This window comes from Stenotrophomonas sp. LM091 (assembly GCF_001806305.1).
GTDB lineage: Bacteria > Pseudomonadota > Gammaproteobacteria > Xanthomonadales > Xanthomonadaceae > Stenotrophomonas > Stenotrophomonas bentonitica_A.
In genome coordinates, this window is sequence record NZ_CP017483.1 from 935,193 (window position 1) to 958,660 (window position 23,468).

Genomic DNA, 23,468 nt, shown 5'->3' on the forward strand with positions numbered 1-23,468 from the left:
GACTTGATACCGGGCGGCCTGCATGGCGCGTCCGGACCCTGCCCCTGGAGATCCGTGCCACCGGGCGCGCAGGCACCCGGTGGCACGACAGCATCAGCCCTGCGCAGCGGCCACGATGTTCACGATCTTGCCCGGCACGATGATGATCTTGCGCACGGTCAGACCTTCCAGGAACTTGGCCGCGTTCGGCTCGGCCAGGCCCAGCGCTTCGATCTGATCACGCGGGGCATCGGCAGCGACCTCGATGGTGCCGCGCAGCTTGCCGTTGACCTGCACGGCCAGCGTCACCGCATCGCGCACCAGCGCGGCCGGATCGGCCTGCGGGAATGCCTGGTCTTCCAGCAGTTCCTCAGCGTGGCCCAGCACCTGCCACAGCGCATGGCTGGCATGCGGGGTGATCGGGTTGAGCAGCAGCACGGTGGCGCGCAGCGCTTCCTGGCGGACCGCACGGCCCTGCTCGCTGACGTCATCGAACTTGGCCAGCGCGTTCATCAGTTCCATCACCGCGGCGATGGCGGTGTTGAAGCTGTGGCGGCGGCCGTAGTCGTCGCCGACCTTGCCGATGGTTTCGTGGGTCTTGCGGCGCAGCGCCTTCTGCTCGGCGTTGAGCGCGGCCACGTCCAGCGCCGGGGCGGCACCGTCGGCGGCGTGCTTCTGCACCTGCGCCCACAAACGGCGCAGGAAGCGGGCCATGCCGTCCACGCCGGCTTCGTTCCACTCCAGCGACTGTTCCGGCGGCGCGGCGAACATCGAGAACAGGCGCACGGTGTCGGCACCGTACTTGCCCACCATCACCTGCGGGTCCACGCCGTTGTTCTTGGACTTGGACATCTTCTCGGTGCCACCGATCACCACCGGCTGGCCGTCGGCGATCAGGGTCGCGCCGACGATGCGGCCGCGCTCGTCGCGCTGCACATCCACGTCGGCCGGGTTGATCCAGTCCTTGGAGCCGTCCGGGTTCTGGCGGTAGTAGGTCTCGGCGATCACCATGCCCTGGCACAGCAGGTTCTGCGCCGGTTCGTTGCTGTCCACCATGCGCGCATCACGCAGCAGTTTGTGGAAGAAGCGGAAGTACATCAGGTGCAGGATCGCGTGCTCGATGCCGCCGATGTACTGGTCCACCGGCAGCCAGTAGTTGCCGCGCTTGTCCACTGCGTCGCGGGCACCCGGGGAGGTGTAGCGCGCGTAGTACCAGCTCGACTCCATGAAGGTATCGAAGGTGTCGGTCTCGCGCTCGGCCGCGCCGCCGCAGTCCGGGCAGGTGGTCTTGCGCCATTCCGGATCGGCCTTGATCGGCGAACCGGTGCCGACGAAATTGACGTTCTCCGGCAGGACCACGGGCAGCTGCTCTTCCGGCACCGGCAAGGCGCCGCACTTCGGGCAGTAGATCACCGGGATAGGGCAGCCCCAGTAGCGCTGGCGGCTGACGCCCCAGTCGCGCAGGCGGTAGTTCACGCGGCGCTGGCCCTGGGCCTTGCGCTCGAAGCGCTCGGCCAGTGCTTCGAAGGCGCCCTGGAAATCCAGCCCGTCGAACTCTTCGGAGTTGACCAGTTCGGTGTCGCGGGTCTTGTCGCCATACCAGTCCTGCCAGCGCGTGGCGTCGTAAGCGCTTTCTTCCTTGCGCAGCGACTTCAACGCGATGACCTGGCGGATCGGCAGGCCGTACTTGTTGGCGAATTCGTTATCGCGCTGGTCATGGCCCGGAACGGCCATCACCGCGCCGGTGCCGTAGCCCATCAGCACGAAGTTGGCGACCCACACCGGCACCTGGGCGCCGGTGACCGGATGGATGGCGCGCAGGCCGGTATCCATGCCGCGCTTTTCCTGGGTTTCCAGTTCGGCTTCGGAGACGCCGCCCTGCTTCATCTCGGCCAGCAGCGCCGCGAGCGCCGGGTTGGACTTGGCCGCGTGCTGGGCCAGCGGATGCTCACCGGCGATGGACACGAAGGTCACGCCCATCACGGTGTCCGGACGGGTGGTGAACACGCGCAGCGGGTCCAGCGTGCTGCCATCGGCATCGCGCACGTCGAACTGGATCTCCAGCCCTTCCGAGCGGCCGATCCAGTTGCGCTGCATGGTCTTGACCGAGTCGGGCCAGCCCGGCAGTTCATCCAGGCCGTCCAGCAGTTCCTGGGCGTAATCGGTGATGCGCAGGAACCACTGCGGGATCTCGCGCTTTTCCACCAACGCGCCGGAACGCCAGCCGCGGCCGTCGATGACCTGCTCGTTGGCCAGCACGGTCTGATCGATCGGGTCCCAGTTCACCACCGCGTTGCGGCGGTAGGCCAGGCCCTTGCGCATCAGGCGGGTGAACATGCGCTGCTCGTGCACGTAGTACTCGGGCGTGCAGGTGGCGAACTCGCGCGACCAGTCGATCGCATAGCCCATGGCCTTGAACTGGCCACGCATGTGCTCGATGTTGGCGTAGGTCCACTTGGCCGGCGCGGTCTTGTTCTTGATCGCCGCATTCTCGGCCGGCAGACCGAACGCATCCCAGCCCATCGGCTGCAGCACGTTGTGGCCGGTCATCCGCTTGTAGCGGCTGATCACGTCACCGATCGTGTAATTGCGCACGTGGCCCATGTGCAGCGCACCGGACGGATACGGCAGCATCGAGAGGCAGTAGAACTTCGGCTTGTCCGAGGTCTCGGTGACCTCGAAGGCACGGGTGGCATCCCAGTACTGCTGGGCGGCGGATTCAACCTGCTGCGGATCGTAAACGTTGGGTTCGACGCTGGTCATAAAAACGCTAGTGCGGCGGCAAAGCGGCACAGGGTACCGCAGTGCGGCATAGGGCTCCAATCGAGGTGGCCCACCGCAGCGCCCAAACCCGTCATCTCATTGAATTGACTGGGGATTGGCCGAATACGTCATCGCCCTGCCCTGGCCCCGGCGCGGTGCCGGGGCGCAGCGGCAGGTGAACCGCGCTCAGGCACGGCGCGCGCCCGGGGCCAGCGGCAGTACCGCCACCAGCCAGACCAGCCACGCACCGAAGGCCACGCGCTGGGCCAGCGGTGCCGGCAGCAGGGCCTGCAGGGCGAACGCCGCCAGCAGCACGCCCAGCCCGCAGGCCAGGTGCAGCGCGCCCACGGCGCGCCACGCCGGCAGCCGCAGCGCGCCGATCCCGGACATCACCGCCCCGGGCACGAAGGCCAGCACCCAGACCATCCACGCGCTGGCGTGGTATTGGCTGGCCGGGTTGTCCAGGTCGCTGGTATCCAGCGGCAGCACGCCCATCGCGGTGAAGCCGACCCCGGCCAGCATCAGCAGCTGGGCGCCAACGCGCATCGACCACGGCGCCGTGCGCGGCACCCGCAGCAGCAGGCGCAGCGCCACCAGGCTGGCCAGCAGGCCGGGCAACGCGAACCCGACGATATTGAAGGCCAGCGCATGCGGCACGCCCATCGCGCCCAGCAGCGCCACCGGGTGGCCGATCGGATCGAACAGCGGCAGCGCCGCGCCGAAGCCCAGCACCGCGCCCACGAACAACACGGCGGCGGCAATGCCGAGCGCCCCTTCCCAACGTTGGATTCCCTGCATGTTGCTCACCCGGCTGCGTTACAAGGCCCGTATTGTCGCCGCTTCCACGCCGATCCCCGGCCGGGGTTGCGTCCGGCCGCGGCCGGCACCATACACTTGATCTCCAGTTTCCCGGTTGATTTGAAACCATGAGCGATCTGCCCCAAGTCTTTGACGCCACCACCGAGACCTTCGAGACCGAGGTCCTGCAGAAGTCCCTGCAGACCCCCGTGCTGGTCGATTTCTGGGCCACCTGGTGCGGCCCCTGCAAGACCCTGGGCCCGATGCTGGAAAAGCTGGCGGGCGAATACCACGGTGCCTTCGAGCTGGCCAAGGTCGATGTCGACAAGGAACAGCAGATCGCGGCCGCGTTCCAGATCCGTTCGGTGCCCACCGTGTTCCTGGTCAAGGGCGGGCAGATCGTGGACGGCTTCCCCGGTGCGGTGCCGGAGGGTCAACTGCGCGAGTTCCTGACCCAGCATGGCGTGGTCCCGCTGGAGGCGGCCCCGGACGAGGAAGAAGCCGTCGAGGCGCCCCCGCTGGATCCGCAGGCCCAGGTCGACGTGCTGCGCGCGGCGATCGCCGCCGAGCCGGACAAGGAAGAACTCAAGCTCGACCTCGCCCTGGCCCTGCTGCAGACCGGCGCCACCGCCGAGGCCACCGCGCTGATCGATGCGCTGCCGGCCAATCTGTCCACCGATGACCGCGCCGTGCGCGCCCGTGCCCGCCTGGAGTTCGCCAGTGCGCTGCAGGAGGCTCCGGCCGCGGAGGTGCTCGACGCGCGCATTGCGGCCAACGGCGACGACCTGCAGGCCCGCCACCTGCGCGGCGTGCAGCTGCTGCTGTCCGGCCAGGACGCCGCTGCGCTGGAGCAGTTCCTGGACATGCTGCGCCGGGATCGCACCTATGACGACGGGCGTCCGCGCAAACTGCTGATCGATGCCTTCAAGGTGATCGAGGATGAAGATCTGGTCGGCCAGTACCGCCGCCGCATGGCGTCGCTGCTGTTCTGATCGCCGGCGGCCAGCGCCTCTCGGGGCGCTGGCCAGTCGAACCTGCCTATCCCAACTGGCAGCTTTGATGTGTGACGTGAATCACGTTCAGAAACCCTGCACGGCTCCCGGGCAATAATGCCGCCGCGGCCCACTGGAGGCTGCGATCCATCGGGGAGGATGAGGTCTGGGCCATGGCGGCCTACCTGGCTGCGCCCCGCCTTGCAGGGCCGTGAATGACCGTGAGATTGACCCGATTGCCTCGTTTCGCTTTGGCTGCCCGCCTTGTGGTGCTGGTGGCGTTGCTGATATCCGCCGCGCCGCTGCTGGCACAGGACTGGACCTACCGGGTGCGTCCCGGCGACACGATCTGGGACCTGAGTGCCCGCTACCTCAAGCCGTCCATCGCCTGGGAACAGCTGCAGTCGCATAACGGCATCGCCGATCCCTACCGCCTGCCCCCCGGCAGCCAGCTGCGCTTCCCGGTGGCCTGGCTGCAGGTGCAGCCCGCGCCGGCACGCGCGCTCGCCGTGCGCGGCCCGGTGCAGAGCCAGGCCGACGGCCAGCCCCGTCGCGATGTGATCGAAGGCGATCTGCTGCGGATCGGCCAGGAGCTGGTCACCGGCGAGGACGCCAGCGTCACCGTGGTGTTCGCCGATGATTCGCGTCTTCAGCTGCGCGAGCGCTCGCGCCTGCGCTTCGACCAGCTCTCGCGCTACGGGCACACCGGCATGGTCGATACCCGCCTGCGGCTGGAACAGGGCCGCGCCAGCAACCGGGTGACCCCTGCCAAGGGACCGGCCTCGCGCTACATCATCGATGCACCGACCGCGACCAGCAGCGTGCGCGGCACCGTGTTCCGGGTCAGCGCCGGCCAGGACGGCCGCGGCGCGGCGACCGAAGTGCTGGAAGGCCGGGTGCAGGTCGGCAACCGCCGTGGCCAGCGCCTGGTCAGCCGCGGCCAGGCCACCCGCAGCCCCTCGCTGGACACGCGCCCGGCCGGCCTGGAGGCGTTGCTGCCCGCACCCATGATGGCGACCCAGCCGCAGCGGCTCGCCACCCTGCCGGCTGCCGTGGCCTGGCAGCCGGTCAGCGATGCTGCCGGATACCGGGTCGAGGTGGTCCGCGCCGATCAACCCGACGTGCTGCTGTTCGGGCGCGATACCGCTGCCACAACGCTCACCCTGCCCGACCTGCCGCCAGGCGAGCTGCGCCTGCTGGTACGGGCGGTCAGCGCAGCGCAGGTCGAAGGCCTGGACGCCAGGCAGGACTTCCTGGTGCGCGATCAGCCGGTCCCGCCGCTGACCGTGCGCCCACTGCATGGGCAGACCCTCAACAGCGCGCGCCCGCGCTTCGAGTGGACCCGGGTGGCCGAGGCCGAGCGCACGGTGCTGCAGATCGCCCGCGATCCGCAGTTCCTCACTCTTCTGCTTGAACAGGACACCCGCGCCACCCACCTGTGTCCCATCCTGGATCTGGCCCCGGGGGACTATGTCTGGCGCGTGGCGTCGGTGGATCGCAACGGCGACCGCGGCCGCTTCGGCCAGCCGCTGCCGCTGACCATCACCGACGAGCCGGTCGACCCGGCGCTGCAACCACCGGAAGCCGCCCAGGGCCAGCTGACCCTGCGCTGGCAGGCGGGCGAACCGGGCCAGCGCTATCGCGTGCAGCTGGACCGCCGCGGCGATTTCAGTGCGCCGCTGCTGGATCGCGAACTGGACCAGCCGGAGGTGTCGATCAAGCGCCCCTGGCGCGGCACCCTGCATGTGCGCGTGCAGTACATCGACGACGACGGTTACGCGGGGCCGTTCTCGCCGGCACAGCAGATCGCCCTGCCGTGCCGCACCTGCTACGCCACCGGGGGCAGTGCGCTGCTGTTGTGGCTGCTGCTGTGACGCCGCTGCATCTGCCCTGGCCCCACCGCCTCCTGCTGGCCGCGCTGGTCGGTGCGCTGGCGGTCGCGGCCAGTCACTGGCAATGGTTCTGGAAGCAGGACGAGGCGGTCTACGACGCCTACGTCGGCGGGTGGGAGTACACCCCCGACGCCCGCCTGCTGATCGTGGCGATCGACGACAACAGCCTGCAGCAGCTGGGCCAGTGGCCGTGGCCGCGCGGCACCCACGCGCGCCTGCTGGACCGGCTCACCGACGCCCGCGCCGAGCGCGTGGTGCTGGACCTGATGCTGTCCGAGCCGGATCGGCAGGACAGCTCCCAGGATGCCGAACTGGCCGCGGCGATCCGCCGCAACGGGCACGTGGTGCTGCCGGTACTGGCGGCCCCGGCCAGTGGCCCGCGCATGGCCGAGGAACTGCTGCCGATCCCGCTGATCGCCGCCAACGCGGCCAGCCTGGGGCACAGCGATATCGAAGTCGACGGCGATGGCGTGGCCCGTGGCCTGTACCTCACCGCCGGGATCGGCTCACCGCACTGGCCGGCACTGGGGCTGGCGCTGGCCGACACGCGCGGCCCGCTGCCGGGCCTGCATGACCCCCAGCCCGATCTGGCCTCGCCCTATCAATGGCGGCGCGACCACTATGTGCGCGTGCGCTACGCCGGCCCGCCCGAGCGCTTCCCGCAGGTTTCCTATGCCGACGTACTCAACGGCGAGGTTGATCCGGCCTTGCTGCGCGGGCGCCGGGTGCTGGTCGGAACGACCGCCAGCGGGATCGCGCCGCGCTTGCTGACGCCCACCACCCGCGAGCGCTGGATGAGTGGCAGCGAGTACCAGGCCAACGTCGCTTCGATGCTGCTGGCCGACAAGGTCATCAACCCGCTGCCGTCGGCATGGCAGAGCGCCCTCACCGGGGTGCTGGTCGCGCTGTGCTGCCTGTTGTTGACGCTGCCGCGGGCATGGCTCACCGGCGTGCTCGCCCTCCCGCTGACGCTGCTGCTCAGCTTCGTGCTGCTGCGTGCGGGCAACCTGTGGTTCGCACCGGCTGCGGCCCTGACCGGCATGCTGGCCGTGCTGCTGGCCTGGACGCTGTGGCGGGTCAGCGCCTGGCGTCGCCAGGCCAACAGCGATGCGCTCACCGGGCTGGGCAACCGGCTGCGCTTCGAGCAGACCCTGCAGGCCGAGCACGACGCCGGTCGGCGCAGCGGGCGGCCGCTGAGCCTGGTGCTGATCGATGTGGATCACTTCAAGCGCCACAACGACGAGTTCGGCCACCAGGCCGGTGACACCGTGCTGCGACGGATCGCCCAGGAGATCCGTGCGCACGCGCGCCGCCCGCGCGACATGGCCGCGCGCTTCGGCGGCGACGAGTTCGCGTTGATCCTGCCCGACACGACGCCGGAAGGTGCGGCGCAGGTGGTGCAGGACCTGGTCGCACGGGCGCAGGGGCTGGAGATTCCGGCCGGCCGCGGTGCGACCACCCATATCACCCTGAGCGCCGGCGTGTTCACCCGGGTGCCGACGCCGAGCACCGAACCGCGTCACTTCTTCGAAGGAGCCGATGCGGCGCTGTACCAGGCCAAGGCGGCCGGGCGGAACGGCTATGCGGCCGATGACGGCGGCCCGGGCTGAGCCCCCCGTCAAGCACCATACGCAAGCGAATGGTAGACTCCGGTCACCTCCCCAGCGTGACGTGATCCGAATGAAGGCCGCTGTCTTCCGCCACGGCATCAACCTGTGGCCGCCGTTCCTGTTCACCGGCATCCACGTGACCGATGTCAGCCCGGACTACCGCCATGTGCGCGTCGAGCTGCGCATGCGCCCGTGGAACCGCAACTACGTCGGCACCCACTTCGGTGGCAGCCTGTTCGCGATGACCGATCCGTTCTGGATGCTCACCGTGATGCAGAACCTGGGGCGCGATTACTACGTCTGGGACCGCGCCGGCGAGATCGAATTCCTCAAGCCGGGCCGCGGCACGGTGGCGGCCGAGTTCCGTCTGGACGAGCCATTGCTGGACCAGTTGCGCGCAGCCACCGCCGACGGCGGGAAATACCTGCACTGGTTCAGCAATGACATCGTCGATGCCCAGGGCGAGGTCATCGCGCGCGTGCGCAAGCAGGTCTACCTGCGCCTCAAGCCCGGGGCGCGCCAGCGCGCGGGGTGAACGACAGCGCGCTGCTATGCTCGCGCGCCGGCTCTACCCCACGGACGACCATGCGCCTGCCGCTTCTGATCACCCTGCTGCTCACCGCCCTGCCCGCCGTTGGCCAGGAACTTCGGATCCCGCCGGTCGCCTACCCGGTGCTGCCGGCCAGTGCCACCTCCGCGGCCGGCTTCGTGCCCGCCGGCTGGCGTATCGAGCAGCAGTTGAGCGGCGACCTCAACGGTGACAAGCGCGATGACCTGGTACTGGTGCTGCGCCAGCAGGACCCGCGCAACATCGTCGAACACGATGGCTTAGGGATCAGCCCGCTGGACAGCAATCCTCGCCTGCTTGCCATCGCCTGGGCCACGCAGGACGGCTACGCGCTCGCCGCGCAGAACCACACGCTGATCACCCGCCATGAGGCGCCGAACCTCTCCGACGTATTCGAGGACGGCGCAGGCGTCTCGATCGTGCGCGGCACCCTGCGCACCACCCTGTTCTTCTTTTCCAATGCCGGCAGCTGGTCCACCGGCTCGGCCAGCTTCACCTTCCGCTGGCAGGATGGCGCCTTCGCGCTGATCGGCTACGACCGCAGTTCGTTGATGCGCAACTCCGGGCAGACCGAAGAGCTGAGCATCAATTACTCGACCCGCCGGGTGCGCCACGCCGAGGGCAGCACCGACGCCGACCGCGAAACGGTGCGTTGGGAAACGCTGACCTCACCGCGCCGCTGGACCCTGGAGACGGTGGGCGACGGCAGCAGCTTCGAACCGCTGGCGGACGCCGAGGGGGGCTGAACCGCCGCCGCACCGCGCGCGGTTCAATGTGCCGGCGCCTGCATCGGCACCTGCAGGGTCGGCCCGCCCTCGTCCCTCACCACGCGCCGGTCCACCTGCAGCCACAGGCCATCGTCGCTGAGCACCGGGGTGCGGGTGGGCGAACGCAGCGCCTCCGGCAACCTCTCAAGCGCCACGGATGCCTCGCCAAGCTGCTGGCGCAGCCAGCGCTGTGCTGCTACCAGGCGCAGCATCGCGGCGGCGTCCTGCGGACGGCCCGCGTACTGCTGCATGTCCGGCCCAGGAAGATTGGCCAGGCTGCAGCCCAGCGGATTGGCGATGCACGCAAAGCGATCCTGCGCCGGCCCGGGAATCGGGGCGGGCGCATCGCGCGCTGCCACCAGCTCGGCACTGGCAGCGCACGCCCACGCGTAGCGCGGCGCCATGCGCGCCTGGGTACGGGGCACATCCAGCAGCAGGCGATTGCCCTTCGGGTCTCCGCTGGCCAGGCGCAACCCCGCCCCGGCCAGCGCGAACTCACCGCGCATCGCCGTGCACAGGCTCTGCTCGCCGGACGTCATGGGCGTCAGTGCGGCCTCACAGGCCGCAGGCAGCGTCGCATCGGCGGGCAGTTCGACCAGGATGTCGGCCAGCAGCCGCGCGTTGGTCTCCACCACCGCCGCGCCGATCATGCTGGTGATCAGCGTATCGCCCTGCCCCGTCATCCGGCGCCCACTGAGGATGTCCGCACACGCACCAGCGAGTGCGGCGCCACTGTCGCCACGCACGTGGGCAAGCGCATGCGCCGATACCGGGTCGAGCATCGGGTGGAAGACCGGCAGCGGCACCATCGGGTCGGTATCGAACGGCATGAACGGGGAGACGAAGTGCCCATGGCCGGCAATCGCGGCCACGCGCTGGTGAAGCGCATCATGACCGGCATGCGCGGCGGCGAAACGCTCCGGGTCGGCGCGCACCGCCGCAAGACAGCCCATGCCCCGTCGGCCACACCGCGCCAGCGCGGGCAGCGGCGTAGCGAGGTAGCGTCCTTCCGCGCTGGAGTCCACCGGCCGCTGGCCGGGCGTGCCGGTGCGCCAACGCTCCACATCCTGCGCCAGCACCGCTTCGCGTGCGTTGGCATCCAGTCCGTCGTAGCGCAGGGTCCACAACGCGGAGAAGCCGTTGCCGCCGTTCGTGGGCACGGGCGCCTGCAGCAGCCGCATCGCCTCGCGCTGCTCAACCGGCAGCGGCCAGAACCGCGAGGCCGCCCAGACCACCGCGACCGCCACCATCAGGCTCAGGATCGAGATGCCCACCCATTTCAGTCCATTCTTCAACACAGCATTCTCCCCGTACCCGCGTCCTGCGGGGACGGGCAGCGTAAACCGGGCATCGCCACCGCTACAATGCGCGGATGTCGCCCGAAGCCCCCCAACTCGTTCCGCGTCCCTCCCTGCAGCGCCTGTTCCTGACCGGCCTGCTGACCCTGCTGCCGATCTGGCTGACCTGGGTGGTGGTCAAATTCGTGTTCGTGCTGCTCTCGGGCATTTCCAGCCCGCTGGTGGTGCCGTTGTCCGAGCAGATCGCTGCCTCCTTCCCGCATTACCTGGGCTGGATCAAGGTCGAGTGGATGCAGGACATCATCGCCTTGGCCGCCACGTTGCTGGTGATCCTCTCGGTGGGTGTGCTCAGCCGCCGCGTGATCGGCCAGCGCCTGCTGCGCTGGTTCGGCGCGGTGATCAAACGCATCCCGTTGGCCAGCATCATCTATGACAGCGCCAAGAAACTGCTGGACATGCTGCAGACCGAACCGGGCAGCACGCAGCGCGTGGTGCTGATCGATTTCCCGCACCGGGACATGAAGTCGGTCGGGCTGGTCACGCGGGTGATGAAGGAAGAAGGCAGTGGGCGCGAGCTGGCCGCGGTGTACGTGCCGACCACCCCCAATCCGACCTCGGGCTATCTGGAAATCGTGCCGGTCGAGCTGCTGACCCCGACCGACTGGACCGTGGACCAGGCGATGAGCTTCATCATCTCCGGCGGTGCGGTCGCGCCGGAAACCATGCCGTTCACCCGCGCCGGCGATCGTTGAGCGTGGCGGCAGCCTCGCGCTGCCGCAGCTGACCGCGCGCCGTACATGACAAAGCTGACCGGGGGCCGATGCTGGCCGTACGCAGGCGAATCGGGCAAGCTCCCTCGTCTGTGCGTTTACGGAAACAGCCGATGCCCCACCCCGCCCGCGCCCTGGCGCTTGCCATCGCCGTACTGATGGCCTTCAGTGCCGCCGCTCCGGCCGAAGCCGCCAAGAAAAAGGCCACCCGGCCCGCCGCGGCCCAGTCCCGGCCCGCCGCCAAGCCCAAGGCCAAGCCGCGTGCACGCCCGGCCGCCGCCCCTGCCCGCCAGCCGCTGGTACGCCAGCAGAGCAAGGCCGCGCAGCTGGACCGGATCTACGATGAGTACTGGGATGCCTCGATGCGGCTCAACCCGCTGCAGGCCACCTTCCAGGGCGACAGCCGCCACAACGATCAACTCCCCAACATCCTCTCGGCTGCGTACCGCCAGCAGTCGCATGATTTCACCGTGGAATGGCTGGGCAAGGTCGAGAAGATCGGCCCGGATGGCCTGACCGGCCAGGACCTGCTGAGCTATGAAATCTTCGTGCGCGATGCGCGCATGTCGCTGGCGGCCGAACAGTTCCCGGGCTGGATGCTGCCGGTGAGCCAGTACTACAACCTCGGCAGCATCATGGCCATTCTCGGCTCCGGCTCCGGCGCCCAGCCGTTCAACACGGTGCAGGACTACGACGGCTGGTCGCGCCGTTCGCTGGGCATCCCCGCACTGTTCGAACAGGCCATCGCCAACATGCGCCAAGGCATGGCTGCCGGCGTGGTGCAGCCGCGCGACCTGATGGAAAAAGTGCTGCCGCAGCTGGATGCGGTGATCAAGCCCACCGCCGAGGAAAGCATCTTCTGGGCGCCGGTGCGCAATCTGCCCGAGGATTTCCCCGAGGCTGACAAGGCGCGCATCACGGCCGAGTACAAGCGCATGATCGAGTTGCGCATCATGCCGTCCTACCGCGCCCTGCGCGGCTTCATCGCCACCGAGTACCTGCCCGCCGCGCGCAGCACCGATGGCCTGGCCGGCCTGCCCGGCGGCAAGGCCTGGTATGCGCAGACCATCGTGCAGAGCACGGCCTCCACGCTGACGCCCGAGCAGATCCACGCACTGGCCGAACAGCGCGTGGCCTCGCTGCAGGCACAGATCGCCACGATCATGAAAGACAACCGGATCCGCGGCTCGCAACAGAAGCTGCTGCGCACGATGCGCACCGACCGCGATTTCCAGTACGCCAACGCCGATGCACTGATCAACCGCTACAAGCAGCTGCAGCGCCAGGTCAATGCGCGCCTGCCGACCCTGCTCGGCACGCTGCCCAAGGCGCCGATGGAGATCCGCGCGGTGGAGCCCGAGCGTGCCGCCACCGCCGGCGCGGTGAGCTACCAGCAGCCGCTGCCGGACGGCATGCGCCCGGGCGTGCTGTACATCAACACCGGCGATCTGCCGAGCCGCCGCCGCTGGGCCGCACCGATGCAGTTCCTGCACGAAGGCATTCCCGGCCACCACGTGCAGCTGGGCCTGCAGCAGGAGCTGGACAAGCTGCCGCGCTTCCGTCGCCTGGGCGGCGATATCGCCTTCGTGGAAGGCTGGGGCCTGTACGCCGAGTCGCTGGGTGAGCAGTTGGGCGTCTATCAGGATCCGTACGAACGCATCGGCTATCTCCAGGCCGCATTGACCCGCGCCGCACGCATGGCCGCCGACACCGGCGTGCACGCGCAGGGCTGGAGCAAGCGCCAGGCCGTGGACTACCTGGTCAAGACCGCGGACATGAGTGCCAGCGATGCCAATGCCGAAGTCGAGCGCTTCATGGCCCTGCCCGGGCAGACCCTGGCCAACGGCCTGGGCGAGCTGAAGATGATGGAGCTGCGCGACAAGGCCAAGGCGGCACTGGGGCCGCGTTTCGATGCACGTCGCTTCCATGAGGAAGTGCTGCGCGATGGTTCGATGCCGCTGGATATCCTGGATGCCAAGATCGCCCGCTGGATCGCCAACCAGGGCGGTGCAGCAGCACCCGCCCCCTGACCGCACAAGGAACCGGACATGCGCATCGTGCGGCATCTACGTGGGTGGATCGGCGCGATGTGCATCGCCGGCAGCGGATCAGTGATGGCCGCGCCGGCACTGACACCGCCGGATCAGGGCATCGATGCCCTGATGCAGCGCTACGACGGCCAGGTGCCGGGCGCCGCGGTGCTGGTCCTGCATGATGGCAAACCGGTGTTCCGGCGCGGCTACGGGCTGGCGGTTCTGGAAGATCGCACCGCCGTGACCGCACAGACCAACTTCCGGCTGGCCTCGGTCAGCAAGCAGTTCACCGCCGCGGCGATCCTGCTGCTCGCCGAGGACGGCGCGCTTGCTCTGGATGATCCGCTGAAGCGCTGGTTGCCCTCGTTGCCGGCCGCCGCCGATGCGATCACCCTGCGCCAGCTGCTCAGCCACACCAGCGGCCTGCTCGACTACGAAGACCTGATGGCCGCCGACGCGACCGCGCAGGTGCATGACCAGGATGTGCTGCATCTGCTGGAGGCTCAGGACCGGACGTACTTCACACCCGGCACGGCCTACCGCTACAGCAACAGCGGCTACGCGCTGCTGGCGCTGGTGGTCGGCAAGGCGTCCGGCAGCGATTTCGCGACCTTCCTGCGCCAGCGGATTTTCCTGCCGCTGGGCATGCGCGACAGCGTGGCCCATCAGGACGGGGTGGACGATATCGCCCGTCGCGCCTATGGCTACAGCGAGGTCGACGGGCGCTGGCAGCGCACCGACCAGAGCCTGACGAGTGCGGTGCTCGGGGATGGCGGCATCTATTCCTCGGTGGACGATCTGGCCCGGTGGGATGCCGCGCTGTATGACCAGCGGCTGCTGAAAGCGACATCGCTGACGCAGATGTTCTCCCCTGCCACGCCCACCGCCGAACCGGACGTGCCGTTCTACGGCTTCGGTTGGCGCCTCAACGGCGGCGCACACTGGCACAGCGGCGAGAGCATCGGTTTCCGCAACGTGATCCTGCGCTACCCGGCGCAGCGCCTCACCGTGATCGTGCTCAGCAACCGCAACGCACCCGAACCCTATCCGCTGGCGCTGCAGATCGCCCGGCGCTGGCTGGACACCCTGCAATGAACGCTTCGGACACCTCCCCGCTGACCGGCATCCACCACGTGGCCCTGATCGCCTCGGATTACGCCCGCTCGAAGGATTTCTATACCCGCGTGCTCGGTTTGCGGGTGATCGCCGAGAACTACCGCGCGGCGCGCGACTCCTGGAAGCTCGACCTGGCCCTGCCCGACGGCAGCCAGCTGGAGCTGTTCTCGTTCCCGGGGGCGCCGCCGCGCCCCAGCCGCCCCGAGGCCCAGGGCCTGCGCCACCTGGCCTTCCGCGTGCACCTGCTGGAGCCCATGATCGAACGTCTGGCCGCGGCCGGGGTGGCCTGCGAGCCGATCCGGGTGGACGAGTACTCCGGGCGCCGGTTCACCTTCTTCGCCGATCCCGACGACCTGCCGCTGGAGCTGTACGAGATCCCGGCCGACGCCGGCTGAACCGTGCGCCGGGCACGTTCCGTACCGGAGCGAATGGGTATACAGTCGGCCTTGTACCGGCCGTCTGCGCCGGCGTTCACGGACATCCCTGGGAGGGGAACATGCGCAAGACCTTCAAGACCCTGTTGCTGGCGCTGCCGCTGATGATGGCTGCGATGTCGGCCAGCGCAGCCGACGGCGCCGTCGGCCGCTGGAAGACCATCGATGACAAGACCGGCAAGGTGAAGTCGATCGTGGAGATCACCCAGGCCACCAACGGCACCCTGACCGGCAAGGTCGTGGACATCCTGCACTCGGACAAGGGCCCCAACCCGGTCTGCGATGGCTGCGAGGGCGCCAACAAGAACAAGCCGGTCAAGGGCATGACCATCCTGTGGAACCTCAAGGCCGATGGCGCCAACGCCTGGTCCGGCGGCACCATCCTGGACCCGGGCAACGGCAAGACCTACAAGTCCAAGATGAAGCTGCAGACCGGTGGCGCCAAGCTGGACGTGTCCGGCTGCGTGGCCTTCATCTGCCGCGCCCAGACCTGGGTGCGCGAGTAAGCCCCGCGCAGGTTCCAGCCTTGGTAACCCGGCTTCGGCCGGGTTACTGCGTTTTGGCATGCGATAATCCCCGGTTCCCCTGGCAACAGCGCTCACCATGACCCGCACCGCTCTCGTCACCACCGCCCTGCCCTACGCCAACGGCCCGCTGCACCTGGGCCACCTGGTCGGCTACATCCAGGCTGACATCTGGGTGCGCGCGCGTCGAATGAGCGGCGGCAAGACCTGGTTCGTCTGCGCCGATGACACCCATGGCACCCCGATCATGCTCGCGGCCGAAAAGGCCGGCGTGACCCCGGAAGCCTTCATCGCCAGCATCCAGGCCAGCCATGAGCGCGATTTCGCCGCGTTCGGCGTCGCGTTCGATCATTACGACTCGACCAACTCGGCGGCCAACAAGGCGCTGACCGAAGCCTTCTACCTCAAGCTCGAGGCCGAAGGCCACATCGCGCGCCGCTCGGTGGCCCAGTTCTACGACCCGGCCAAGGGCATGTTCCTGCCGGACCGCTACATCAAGGGCATCTGCCCGAACTGTGGCACCCCGGACCAGTACGGCGACAACTGCGAAGTCTGCGGCGCCACCTACAGCCCGACCGATCTCAAAGACCCGAAATCGGTGATCTCCGGCGCGACGCCGGAAATCCGCGATTCGGAGCATTTCTTCTTCGAGGTCGGCCGCTTCGAAAGCTTCCTGCGCGAGTGGCTGGCCGGCGACGTCGCCCTGCCGGGCGTGAAGGCCAAGCTGGGTGAGTGGCTCAATGCCGACGGTGGCCTGCGCGCGTGGGACATCTCGCGCGATGCGCCGTACTTCGGCTTCCAGATCCCCGGCCACCCGGGCAAGTACTTCTATGTCTGGCTGGATGCGCCGATCGGCTATCTGTCCAGCTTCCAGACGCTGTGCGCGAAGACCGGCGAAGACTTCGAGGCGCACCTGCGCGCGGGCACCAGCACCGAGCTGCACCACTTCATCGGCAAGGACATCGTGAACTTCCACGGCCTGTTCTGGCCGGCGGTGCTGCACGGCACCGGCCACCGCGCCCCGACCCGCCTGCACGTCAACGGCTACCTGACCGTGGATGGCGCGAAGATGTCCAAGTCGCGCGGGACCTTCGTGATGGCGCGCACCTTCCTGGATGCCGGGCTGGAACCGGAAGCGCTGCGCTATTACTTCGCGGCCAAGTCCTCCGGCGGCGTGGACGATCTCGACCTGAACCTGGGCGACTTCATCGCGCGCGTCAACGCGGACCTGGTCGGCAAGTTCGTCAACCTGGCCAGCCGCTGCGCGGGCTTCATCAGCAAGCGCTTCGAGGGCCGCCTGGCCGCTGCGCTGCCCGATGCCGCCCAGTACGACCGCTTCGTCGCCGCGCTGGCGCCGATCCGCGAGGCGTACGAGCGCAACGATCCGGCCAGTGCACTGCGCCAGACCATGGCGTTGGCCGATGAAGCCAACCGCTACATCGACGATGAAAAGCCGTGGGTGATCGCCAAGCAGGACGGCGCCGATGCGCAGCTGCAGTCGGTCTGCACCCAGGGCCTGAACCTGTTCCGCGTGCTGGTTACCGCGCTCAAGCCGGTGCTGCCGGCCACCGCCGCGCAGGCCGAGGCCTTCCTGGCGGCGCCGGTGCAGACCTGGACCGACATCGCCACCCCGCTGACCGCGCACACCATCGCGGTGTACGAGCCCCTGTTCACCCGTATCGACCCGAAAAAAATCGACGCCATGACCGACGCTTCCAAGGACACCCTGCAGGCCGCCACCCCGGCCCCCGCCGCCCCGGCCAAGCCGGCCAAGCCCGCTGCCGCACCGGCACCGGCGGTGGCCACCGATGGCGAGGCCGCGCCGGCCTACATCGGCATCGACGACTTCGCCAAGCTGGATCTGCGTATCGGCAAGGTGCTGGTCTGCGAGTTCGTGGAAGGCTCGGACAAGCTGCTGCGCTTCGAACTCGACGCCGGTGACCTGGGCAAGCGCCAGATCTTCTCCGGCATCCGCGCCAGCTACGGCGAGCCGGAGCAGCTGGTCGGCCGCAGCGTGGTGTTCATCGCCAACCTGGCCCCGCGCAAGATGCGCTTCGGCCTGAGCGAAGGCATGATCCTGTCGGCCGGTTTCGACGGCGGCGCACTCGCCCTGCTGGACGCCGACAGCGCCGCGCTGCCGGGCATGCCGGTCCGCTGACCGCGACGGCAGGGCGGCCACCGGGTCGCCCTGCCACGCTTTTCTGCCTGGAGGTGTGGGTTGGAACTGGCGCTGTTCGATTTCGACCACACGGTCACCACCTGCGATACCTACGGGCGTTTCCTGCGCCGTGTGGCCACCCCCGAACAGCTCGCGCAGGCCTGGTGGAAAGTGGGCCCGTGGCTGCTGGCCTATCGCCTGAAGCTGATCTCGGCCGAACGGCTCCGCCGCCGCGTCACCCGCCTGACCTTCACCGATCGCCATCTGGAGGACATCACCGCGCAGGCCGCTGGCTACGCGCGTGACGTGCTGCCCGGCGTGATGCGGCCGGAGATGCTCGAGCAGATCCAGTGGCACCTCAAGCAGCAGCACACGGTGGTGATCGTGTCCGGCTCGCTGGACCTGTACCTGCGCCCGTGGTGCGAAGCGATGGGGCTGGAGCTGATCTGCAACCGGCTGGAGAGCCGCGACGGGCGCCTCACCGGGCGCTATGCCGAGGGCGACTGTGCTCCGCACAAGGTGGCGCAGATCCGCCGTCGCTTCGACCTTCCGCGCTATCTGCGCATCCATGCCTACGGCGACAGCAGCGAGGACCGCCCGATGCTCGCCCTCGCCCACGAACGCTGGTACCGCGGCAACCCCATGAAGCCGCGCCGGACGGCGCCGGCCAGTGCCCCACCCGCCCGCGACAGCCGGGCCTGATGCCCCACCGCGCAGCCACCGCCACGCCATGAGTCTTCCCATCGACACCCTCACCGAACGCCTTGACCGGCTGTTGCCACAGACCCAATGCGGGCAATGCGGCTACGACGGCTGCCGCCCGTACGCCGAGGCGATGGCACGCGGCGAGGCGGGCGTCGATCATTGCCCGCCAGGCGGCGATGCCGGCGCACGCGCGTTGGCGGATGTGCTGGGGGTCGTCGCGCTGCCGTTCGACCGCTCGCGCGGCGAACACAAGGCACCGCAGGTCGCGGTGGTGATCGAAGCGGACTGCATCGGCTGCACCAAGTGCATCCAGGCGTGCCCGGTCGATGCGATCGTCGGCGGTGCCAAGTACATGCACACGGTCATCGCCGATCTGTGCACCGGCTGCGAACTGTGCATCCCGCCGTGCCCGGTGGACTGCATCGCACTGGTCAGCGTAACGCGGTAGGGCCGGCCGCGGCCCTGCTCGCGACAGCGGCGACAGCGGGGCGCATGGCGATGCGTCGATCTCCATGGCGCCCCTGCTTCACGGCACGGTTACGGCAGGGCCGCCGTCACCACGATCTCCACTTTCCAGCTCGGGTCGGCCAGCTTGGCTTCCACGGTCGCACGCGCCGGGGTCATGCCTGCCACCACCCACTCATCCCACGCGGCATTCATGCCGGCGAAATCGCCGATGTCGGCCAGGAAGATCTCCGCGCGCAGGATGTGCTGCTTGTCACTGGCCACCAGTGCCAGCAGCTTGTCGATCTCTTCCAGTACCTGACGGGTCTGCCCGGTGATGTCCTGGCTGGTGTCTTCGGGGATCTGCCCGGACAGATACGCGACCTTGTTGTGGACGGTCATTTCGGACATGCGCGGACCTACGTCGAAACGTTCCAACATGGCGTTTGCTCCTCTGGATGAAACCGCATTGTCACCGATGCAGCGTGCGCCTGCCGGGGCCGGTGCGCAAAGCAGCCACAGCACGCACAGCGCCGCCGCTTGGCAAGCGTCGGCATCAGGCGCACGATTTGCCGGACCCGGCAGGCACGCCCGCCGTTGACTCTTTCATCGCCCATCCCGGAGCACGCTGTACCGATGACCGACACCGCCCCTGCTCCCACGCCGGCCCGCGCCCCTTGGCGTCGCGCCGCAACCGTCGTCATCCCGCTGGTGATCCTGGCCCTGGCCCTGCGCGGGCTGGCCAACGAATTCGACGAACACGGTTACCGCGCGATCCGCGAGGCGTTCCGTCACCTCGGCGCCGGCCAGATCGCATTGACCGTGCTGCTCGGCCTGGCCAGCTACGCCTGCCTGATCGGCTTCGATGCGATCGGCCTGCGCCGCAGCGGCAAACGCCTGCATCCGGCGCGGGTCGGCATCACCGCCTTCCTCGCCCATACGCTGGGGCAGACGCTGGGCTTTGCCGCGCTCACCGGCGGTGCGGTGCGCCTGCGTGGCTATGGTCGCGCGGGGCTGACGCTCGGCGAGATCGGCCAGGTGGTGTTGATGAGCACGCTGGGCTTCATGTTCGGCGCCTGGCTGCTGCTGGCGCTGGCCTTCGTGCTTGAGCCCGGCGCGGCCGCGCTGGCGTTGCCGATCCCGGTGCAGGCGGTGCGTGTGATCGGCGTCCTTGGCCTGCTGGCCTATGCCGGCACGGTGCTGCTGGTGGGGCGCGAGGGCCGCAGTTTCCGGATCCGCGGGCATGCGTTGTGGCTGCCGGATCGCCGCACGATGCTCGGCGTCACGGCACTGAGCGTGGTCGAACTGGTGCTGGCCAGCGCAGCCTTCTATGTGCTGCTGCCGATGGATACGCCGACCGGGCTGCCCGGTTTCGTCGGTCTGTACCTGGTCGCGGTGCTGGCCGGCCTGATCTCCAGCGTGCCGGCCGGCCTGGGCGTATTCGAGTGGAGCCTGTTGAAGCTGTTGCCACAGGTTGCCCCCGCTGCGGTGCTGGCGGCGGCATTGATCTACCGCGTGACCTATTACGTGCTGCCGCTGCTGCTGGCCACGGTGCTGGCGGTGGCGCCCGCCCTGCGTCGCCCGCTGCGCGCCGGTGCCGGTGCGACCCGGGTCGGCTGGACCGCCCTGCGCCCGTGGCTGCCGCAGATCATCGCGCTGGCGGTGTTCAGCGTCGGCGCCGCGCTGGTGATCGACGGCACCCTGCCGACCCCTCGTCGGCACCTGATCACCGCGTCGCTGCCCATCCTGGAAACCTCGCATCTGCTGGGCAGTCTGGCCGGTGTCGCGCTTTTGTTGATCGGTCAGGGCCTGCAGCGGCGCAGCCATGCCGCGTGGATGCTGGCACTCGGCATCTGCGTGCTGTCCCCGCTGCCGATCTGGCTGCGCGGCGGGCAGGTATTGATCGCACTGTCGGCGCTGCTCGTGGCTGCCGCGCTGTGGGCCTCGCGCCGCGAGTTCTACCGCCAGGGCGCGCTGCTGGATGAGGCCTGGTCGTGGCCGTGGATCCGCAACCTCGGGCTGGTGCTGGTGGCGGTGATCTGGCTGCTGTTCTTCGTCTACAGCCACGTCGAATACCAGAACGAGCTGTGGTGGCAGTTCGCGCTGCAGGGCAACGCGCCGCGTGCATTGCGGGCGCTGTTGCTGGTGGCGATCGCGCTGACCATCTTCGGCCTGGCGCGGTTGCTGCACAGTACGCGCAGCCCGCTGCCGGCCGCCGATGCCGCCACGCTGGACGCACTCGCCCCGATCCTCGCCGCCGCCGAGGACACCCAGGCCTGCCTGGTACTCACCGCGGACAAGGCCGTGCTGCGCGACGAGGCGCAACGCGGCTTCGTGATGATGCAGCGCTACGGCGGCTCGCTGATCGCGATGGGCGATCCGGTCGGCCCGCCGGAGGTGGTGCGTGCGCTGATCTGGCGCTTCCGCGAGGAAGCCGACCGGCTCGGCCTGCGCCCGGTGTTCTACCAGGTGGGCGAAGCGCATTGGCAGACCTACCTCGATCTCGGCCTGACCCTGGTCAAACTCGGCGAAGAGGCGATGGTCCCGCTGCAGGACTTCACCCTGGAAGGCCGCGATCGCGCCGATCTGCGCCAGGCCTGGAACCGCGGCAAGCGCGGCGGGTTGAGCTTCCGCGTCGCGCCCCCCGAGGAAGTACCGGCCCTGCTGCCGGCCCTGTCGGTGGTCTCCCAGCAATGGCTGGACGACAAGGCCGGTGATGAAAAGGGCTTCTCCCTGGGCAGCTTCGACCCGGCCTACCTGTCCCGCTTCCCGGTGGCGCTGGTCGAGGCCGAGGGCCGCATCGTGGCCTTCGCCAATCTATGGCAGGCGCCGGCCGGCAATGAACTGTCGGTCGACCTGATGCGGCATGTCGACGATGCGCCCAAGGGCACCATGGATTTCCTGTTCATCGAGCTGTTCCTGTGGGGCCGCGCGCAGGGTTTCCACCGCTTCTCGCTGGGCATGGCGCCGCTGTCCGGGCTCGCCCAGCATCGCCTGGCCGGGCGCTGGAACCGTTTCGCCAACGTGGTCGCGCGGCACGGTGAGCGCTTCTATGGCTTCAGCGGCCTGCGCCGCTTCAAATCGAAGTTCGCCCCGGTCTGGCGCGCCCGTTATCTGGCCGCGCCGGGCGGCGTGCACCTGCCCGCCGCCCTGCTCGATGCGACCCGGCTGATCTCCCTGGATCCACGTCGGCACGATTGAGGCCGCACCGGGACTGCCGGCGCTCAGCGCGCCGGCAGATGCTGCACGATGGTATCGGCGAGGCGATCGTAGTCACCTTTGAAATGATGATCGCCGGGCAGCTTGATGATCTGCGCGTTGCCCGCTGCAGGCAGCGACGGACACAGTGCATCGCGATCCTCTTCGCCATACACGCACAGTGTTTTCCCGGCGGGCAGCCGGGCCACTTCCGGCGCGATCGGCAGGCCATCGCCACCGCCGCCGAGCCAGTTGCTGACATGGAACTCATAATCGGCATTCTTGCCGACCGACAGCAGCGCGATCATCGAGACCGCCTCGCGCGTTGCTGGTGACAGCTGGTTGATCGCCGCAGGCAACACGTCGGCGCCCTGCGAGAAACCGACCAGCACCACGTTGCGGCGCTGCCACTGCCGGCTGTAGTGAGTGGCGATGCGCTCCAGGTCGCGGGCGAACCCTTCCGGCGTGCGCGCGGTCCAGAAGTAACGCAGTGAATCCACGCCGACCACCGGCACGCCGGCCTCGCTCAGCGACGCGGCCACTTCCTTGTCCAGCCCCGCCCAGCCACCATCGCCCGAGACAAAAATGGCGAAGGTGTCACCGGCTTTGGTGGTCGGCACATCGACCACCGGCAGGCCGTTGAGGTCATCCGGCGGCGGCGCCAGGCTGACGCCCTTCTGGGCGCCGATCACCTTGGCCGCCGCCAACAGCCCGGGCAATGCGTCGCCCTGCGCGGTGCGCTCGAACTGGCGCCCCATGCCGACCTTGCGCACGAACGCCGCCGACTCGCCCGCCGGGCAATGCACATCGCCGGCCGCGTTCAACCACGGGAAATTCAGCTCGGTCGGCTGCAGGCGGCCATGGCTGCTGCCGGCCCCGCAGACCTTGCGCTCGCGCACGCCGGACGGGCAGAACCCCGTGGTGATCAGCCCGGCGAACACCTGGGTGTCGGCCTGGGCGGCCACCGCGTAGGCCAGCGCCGCCCCCTCACCATCGCCGCCGATCAGCGGCAGGTGGTAGCCGGGCACGTGCAGATAAGCCTGGAACCAGCGCGAGAAATTCTCGACGTCGCCCGCACCGAACGCGCAGTCACCGCTCTTCTCGCGGGCCAGCACCTGGCGCAGATGCGCGACATCGACCTGGGCGACCAGCGCGCCCTCGGCACGCAGCGCGTCGATCCGCTGCTGGCTGTCGGCGCGGCCGGCCGTGCCGTCGAACCACACCACCACCCGTTGCGGGTGGCCGTCGGGCAGATGGACCGGCACGTTCTCGAAACGACCATGGCTGAGCTGCTGCGGTGGCGCGGCCAGCGCCGCCCCCGTCATCGCTGCCATCACCAGTCCCAGCATCACCCCCAAACCGGCTCGCCGCATCGTCGCGCATCCCATGGATAGAGTGCCAACGATACGCCCCTGCCCG

Annotated in this window: 19 protein-coding genes; 14 read left to right on the plus strand and 5 right to left on the minus strand. The window is 68.9% G+C overall.

Features of this window, described 5'->3' with window-relative positions:
- Window positions 1–93 precede the first annotated feature (93 nt).
- Complete coding sequence (gene leuS, locus BIZ42_RS04175; protein ID WP_019183388.1) at window positions 94–2,742, minus strand: leucine--tRNA ligase; 2,649 nt, start codon at window positions 2,740–2,742, stop codon at window positions 94–96.
- 186 nt (window positions 2,743–2,928) lie between these two features.
- Window positions 2,929–3,540, minus strand: coding sequence for a DUF998 domain-containing protein (locus BIZ42_RS04180; RefSeq protein ID WP_046273321.1), 612 nt, complete (start codon window positions 3,538–3,540; stop codon window positions 2,929–2,931).
- A 128-nt stretch (window positions 3,541–3,668) separates the two neighbouring features.
- Here BIZ42_RS04180 and trxA point away from each other — a divergent pair, with 128 nt between their 5' ends.
- The 5 genes from trxA to BIZ42_RS04205 all read left to right on the plus strand — a co-directional run bounded on the left by trxA (window position 3,669) and on the right by BIZ42_RS04205 (window position 9,348).
- On the plus strand, window positions 3,669–4,532 hold the full coding sequence (trxA, locus tag BIZ42_RS04185; protein WP_070425628.1) for a thioredoxin: 864 nt from the start codon (window positions 3,669–3,671) through the stop codon (window positions 4,530–4,532).
- Window positions 4,533–4,747: 215 nt separating this feature from the next.
- A complete protein-coding gene (locus tag BIZ42_RS04190; protein WP_070425629.1) occupies window positions 4,748–6,406 on the plus strand; it encodes a FecR domain-containing protein in 1,659 nt (552 codons plus the stop codon).
- Complete coding sequence (locus BIZ42_RS04195; RefSeq protein WP_070425630.1) at window positions 6,403–8,034, plus strand: CHASE2 domain-containing protein; 1,632 nt, start codon at window positions 6,403–6,405, stop codon at window positions 8,032–8,034. The genes BIZ42_RS04190 and BIZ42_RS04195 overlap by 4 nt, the downstream gene beginning before the upstream one ends.
- A gap of 70 nt (window positions 8,035–8,104) precedes the next feature.
- Complete coding sequence (locus BIZ42_RS04200) at window positions 8,105–8,569, plus strand: DUF4442 domain-containing protein (RefSeq protein WP_019183393.1); 465 nt, start codon at window positions 8,105–8,107, stop codon at window positions 8,567–8,569.
- A gap of 50 nt (window positions 8,570–8,619) precedes the next feature.
- Window positions 8,620–9,348 carry a hypothetical protein gene (locus BIZ42_RS04205; protein ID WP_070425631.1) on the plus strand — a complete coding sequence of 243 codons (729 nt, stop codon included), beginning with the start codon at window positions 8,620–8,622 and terminating at the stop codon, window positions 9,346–9,348.
- A gap of 23 nt (window positions 9,349–9,371) precedes the next feature.
- On the opposite strand, the gene BIZ42_RS04210 is transcribed toward BIZ42_RS04205, so the two are convergent.
- Window positions 9,372–10,664, minus strand: a complete 1,293-nt coding sequence (locus tag BIZ42_RS04210; protein ID WP_156785687.1) for a hypothetical protein — start codon at window positions 10,662–10,664, stop codon at window positions 9,372–9,374.
- A 77-nt stretch (window positions 10,665–10,741) separates the two neighbouring features.
- Here BIZ42_RS04210 and BIZ42_RS04215 point away from each other — a divergent pair, with 77 nt between their 5' ends.
- The 8 genes from BIZ42_RS04215 to rnfB all read left to right on the plus strand — a co-directional run bounded on the left by BIZ42_RS04215 (window position 10,742) and on the right by rnfB (window position 18,855).
- Window positions 10,742–11,419 carry a DUF502 domain-containing protein gene (locus BIZ42_RS04215; protein WP_070425632.1) on the plus strand — a complete coding sequence of 226 codons (678 nt, stop codon included), beginning with the start codon at window positions 10,742–10,744 and terminating at the stop codon, window positions 11,417–11,419.
- 131 nt (window positions 11,420–11,550) lie between these two features.
- A complete protein-coding gene (locus BIZ42_RS04220; RefSeq protein ID WP_070425633.1) occupies window positions 11,551–13,467 on the plus strand; it encodes a DUF885 family protein in 1,917 nt (638 codons plus the stop codon).
- An 18-nt stretch (window positions 13,468–13,485) separates the two neighbouring features.
- The gene (locus tag BIZ42_RS04225; protein ID WP_070425634.1) at window positions 13,486–14,565 is read left to right on the plus strand and encodes a serine hydrolase domain-containing protein; all 1,080 of its coding nucleotides are present in this window, start codon (window positions 13,486–13,488) and stop codon (window positions 14,563–14,565) included.
- Entirely contained in the window at window positions 14,562–14,981 is a 420-nt protein-coding gene (locus BIZ42_RS04230) for a VOC family protein (RefSeq protein ID WP_070425635.1), read from the plus strand. Before BIZ42_RS04225 ends, BIZ42_RS04230 begins: the two co-directional genes overlap by 4 nt.
- 101 nt (window positions 14,982–15,082) lie before the next feature.
- Window positions 15,083–15,526, plus strand: a complete 444-nt coding sequence (locus tag BIZ42_RS04235; RefSeq protein ID WP_070425636.1) for a DUF2147 domain-containing protein — start codon at window positions 15,083–15,085, stop codon at window positions 15,524–15,526.
- A gap of 97 nt (window positions 15,527–15,623) precedes the next feature.
- A complete protein-coding gene (metG, locus tag BIZ42_RS04240) occupies window positions 15,624–17,702 on the plus strand; it encodes a methionine--tRNA ligase (protein ID WP_070425637.1) in 2,079 nt (692 codons plus the stop codon).
- Window positions 17,703–17,762: 60 nt separating this feature from the next.
- A complete protein-coding gene (locus tag BIZ42_RS04245; RefSeq protein WP_070425638.1) occupies window positions 17,763–18,404 on the plus strand; it encodes an HAD-IB family phosphatase in 642 nt (213 codons plus the stop codon).
- Window positions 18,405–18,432: 28 nt separating this feature from the next.
- Complete coding sequence (gene rnfB / locus BIZ42_RS04250) at window positions 18,433–18,855, plus strand: Rnf electron transport complex subunit RnfB (RefSeq protein ID WP_019183403.1); 423 nt, start codon at window positions 18,433–18,435, stop codon at window positions 18,853–18,855.
- Window positions 18,856–18,944: 89 nt separating this feature from the next.
- Here rnfB and BIZ42_RS04255 read toward each other — a convergent pair whose 3' ends face one another.
- On the minus strand, window positions 18,945–19,292 hold the full coding sequence (locus BIZ42_RS04255) for a RidA family protein (RefSeq protein WP_019183404.1): 348 nt from the start codon (window positions 19,290–19,292) through the stop codon (window positions 18,945–18,947).
- Window positions 19,293–19,487: 195 nt separating this feature from the next.
- On the opposite strand from BIZ42_RS04255, the gene mprF reads away from it, so the two are divergent.
- Window positions 19,488–22,052, plus strand: a complete 2,565-nt coding sequence (gene mprF / locus BIZ42_RS04260; RefSeq protein ID WP_070425640.1) for a bifunctional lysylphosphatidylglycerol flippase/synthetase MprF — start codon at window positions 19,488–19,490, stop codon at window positions 22,050–22,052.
- A 23-nt stretch (window positions 22,053–22,075) separates the two neighbouring features.
- Here the strand turns inward: mprF and BIZ42_RS04265 are convergent, their stop codons facing one another.
- Window positions 22,076–23,422: an AcvB/VirJ family lysyl-phosphatidylglycerol hydrolase gene (locus BIZ42_RS04265; RefSeq protein WP_070425641.1), complete on the minus strand. Its 1,347-nt coding sequence runs from the start codon at window positions 23,420–23,422 to the stop codon at window positions 22,076–22,078.
- Window positions 23,423–23,468 lie beyond the last annotated feature (46 nt).

What these genes read in the sequence shown, in the direction of transcription:
- mprF (WP_070425640.1), top strand. Translation starts at nt 19,488, where the DNA reads ATGACCGACACCGCCCCTGCTCCCACGCCGGCCCGCGCCCCTTGGCGT.
- BIZ42_RS04215 (WP_070425632.1), top strand. Translation starts at nt 10,742, where the DNA reads ATGTCGCCCGAAGCCCCCCAACTCGTTCCGCGTCCCTCCCTGCAGCGC.
- leuS (WP_019183388.1), bottom strand. Translation starts at nt 2,742, where the DNA reads ATGACCAGCGTCGAACCCAACGTTTACGATCCGCAGCAGGTTGAATCC.
- trxA (WP_070425628.1), top strand. Translation starts at nt 3,669, where the DNA reads ATGAGCGATCTGCCCCAAGTCTTTGACGCCACCACCGAGACCTTCGAG.
- BIZ42_RS04265 (WP_070425641.1), bottom strand. Translation starts at nt 23,422, where the DNA reads ATGCGGCGAGCCGGTTTGGGGGTGATGCTGGGACTGGTGATGGCAGCG.
- BIZ42_RS04225 (WP_070425634.1), top strand. Translation starts at nt 13,486, where the DNA reads ATGCGCATCGTGCGGCATCTACGTGGGTGGATCGGCGCGATGTGCATC.
- BIZ42_RS04205 (WP_070425631.1), top strand. Translation starts at nt 8,620, where the DNA reads ATGCGCCTGCCGCTTCTGATCACCCTGCTGCTCACCGCCCTGCCCGCC.
- BIZ42_RS04235 (WP_070425636.1), top strand. Translation starts at nt 15,083, where the DNA reads ATGCGCAAGACCTTCAAGACCCTGTTGCTGGCGCTGCCGCTGATGATG.
- metG (WP_070425637.1), top strand. Translation starts at nt 15,624, where the DNA reads ATGACCCGCACCGCTCTCGTCACCACCGCCCTGCCCTACGCCAACGGC.
- BIZ42_RS04200 (WP_019183393.1), top strand. Translation starts at nt 8,105, where the DNA reads ATGAAGGCCGCTGTCTTCCGCCACGGCATCAACCTGTGGCCGCCGTTC.
- BIZ42_RS04220 (WP_070425633.1), top strand. Translation starts at nt 11,551, where the DNA reads ATGCCCCACCCCGCCCGCGCCCTGGCGCTTGCCATCGCCGTACTGATG.
- rnfB (WP_019183403.1), top strand. Translation starts at nt 18,433, where the DNA reads ATGAGTCTTCCCATCGACACCCTCACCGAACGCCTTGACCGGCTGTTG.
- BIZ42_RS04180 (WP_046273321.1), bottom strand. Translation starts at nt 3,540, where the DNA reads ATGCAGGGAATCCAACGTTGGGAAGGGGCGCTCGGCATTGCCGCCGCC.
- BIZ42_RS04230 (WP_070425635.1), top strand. Translation starts at nt 14,562, where the DNA reads ATGAACGCTTCGGACACCTCCCCGCTGACCGGCATCCACCACGTGGCC.
- BIZ42_RS04255 (WP_019183404.1), bottom strand. Translation starts at nt 19,292, where the DNA reads ATGTTGGAACGTTTCGACGTAGGTCCGCGCATGTCCGAAATGACCGTC.
- BIZ42_RS04190 (WP_070425629.1), top strand. Translation starts at nt 4,748, where the DNA reads ATGACCGTGAGATTGACCCGATTGCCTCGTTTCGCTTTGGCTGCCCGC.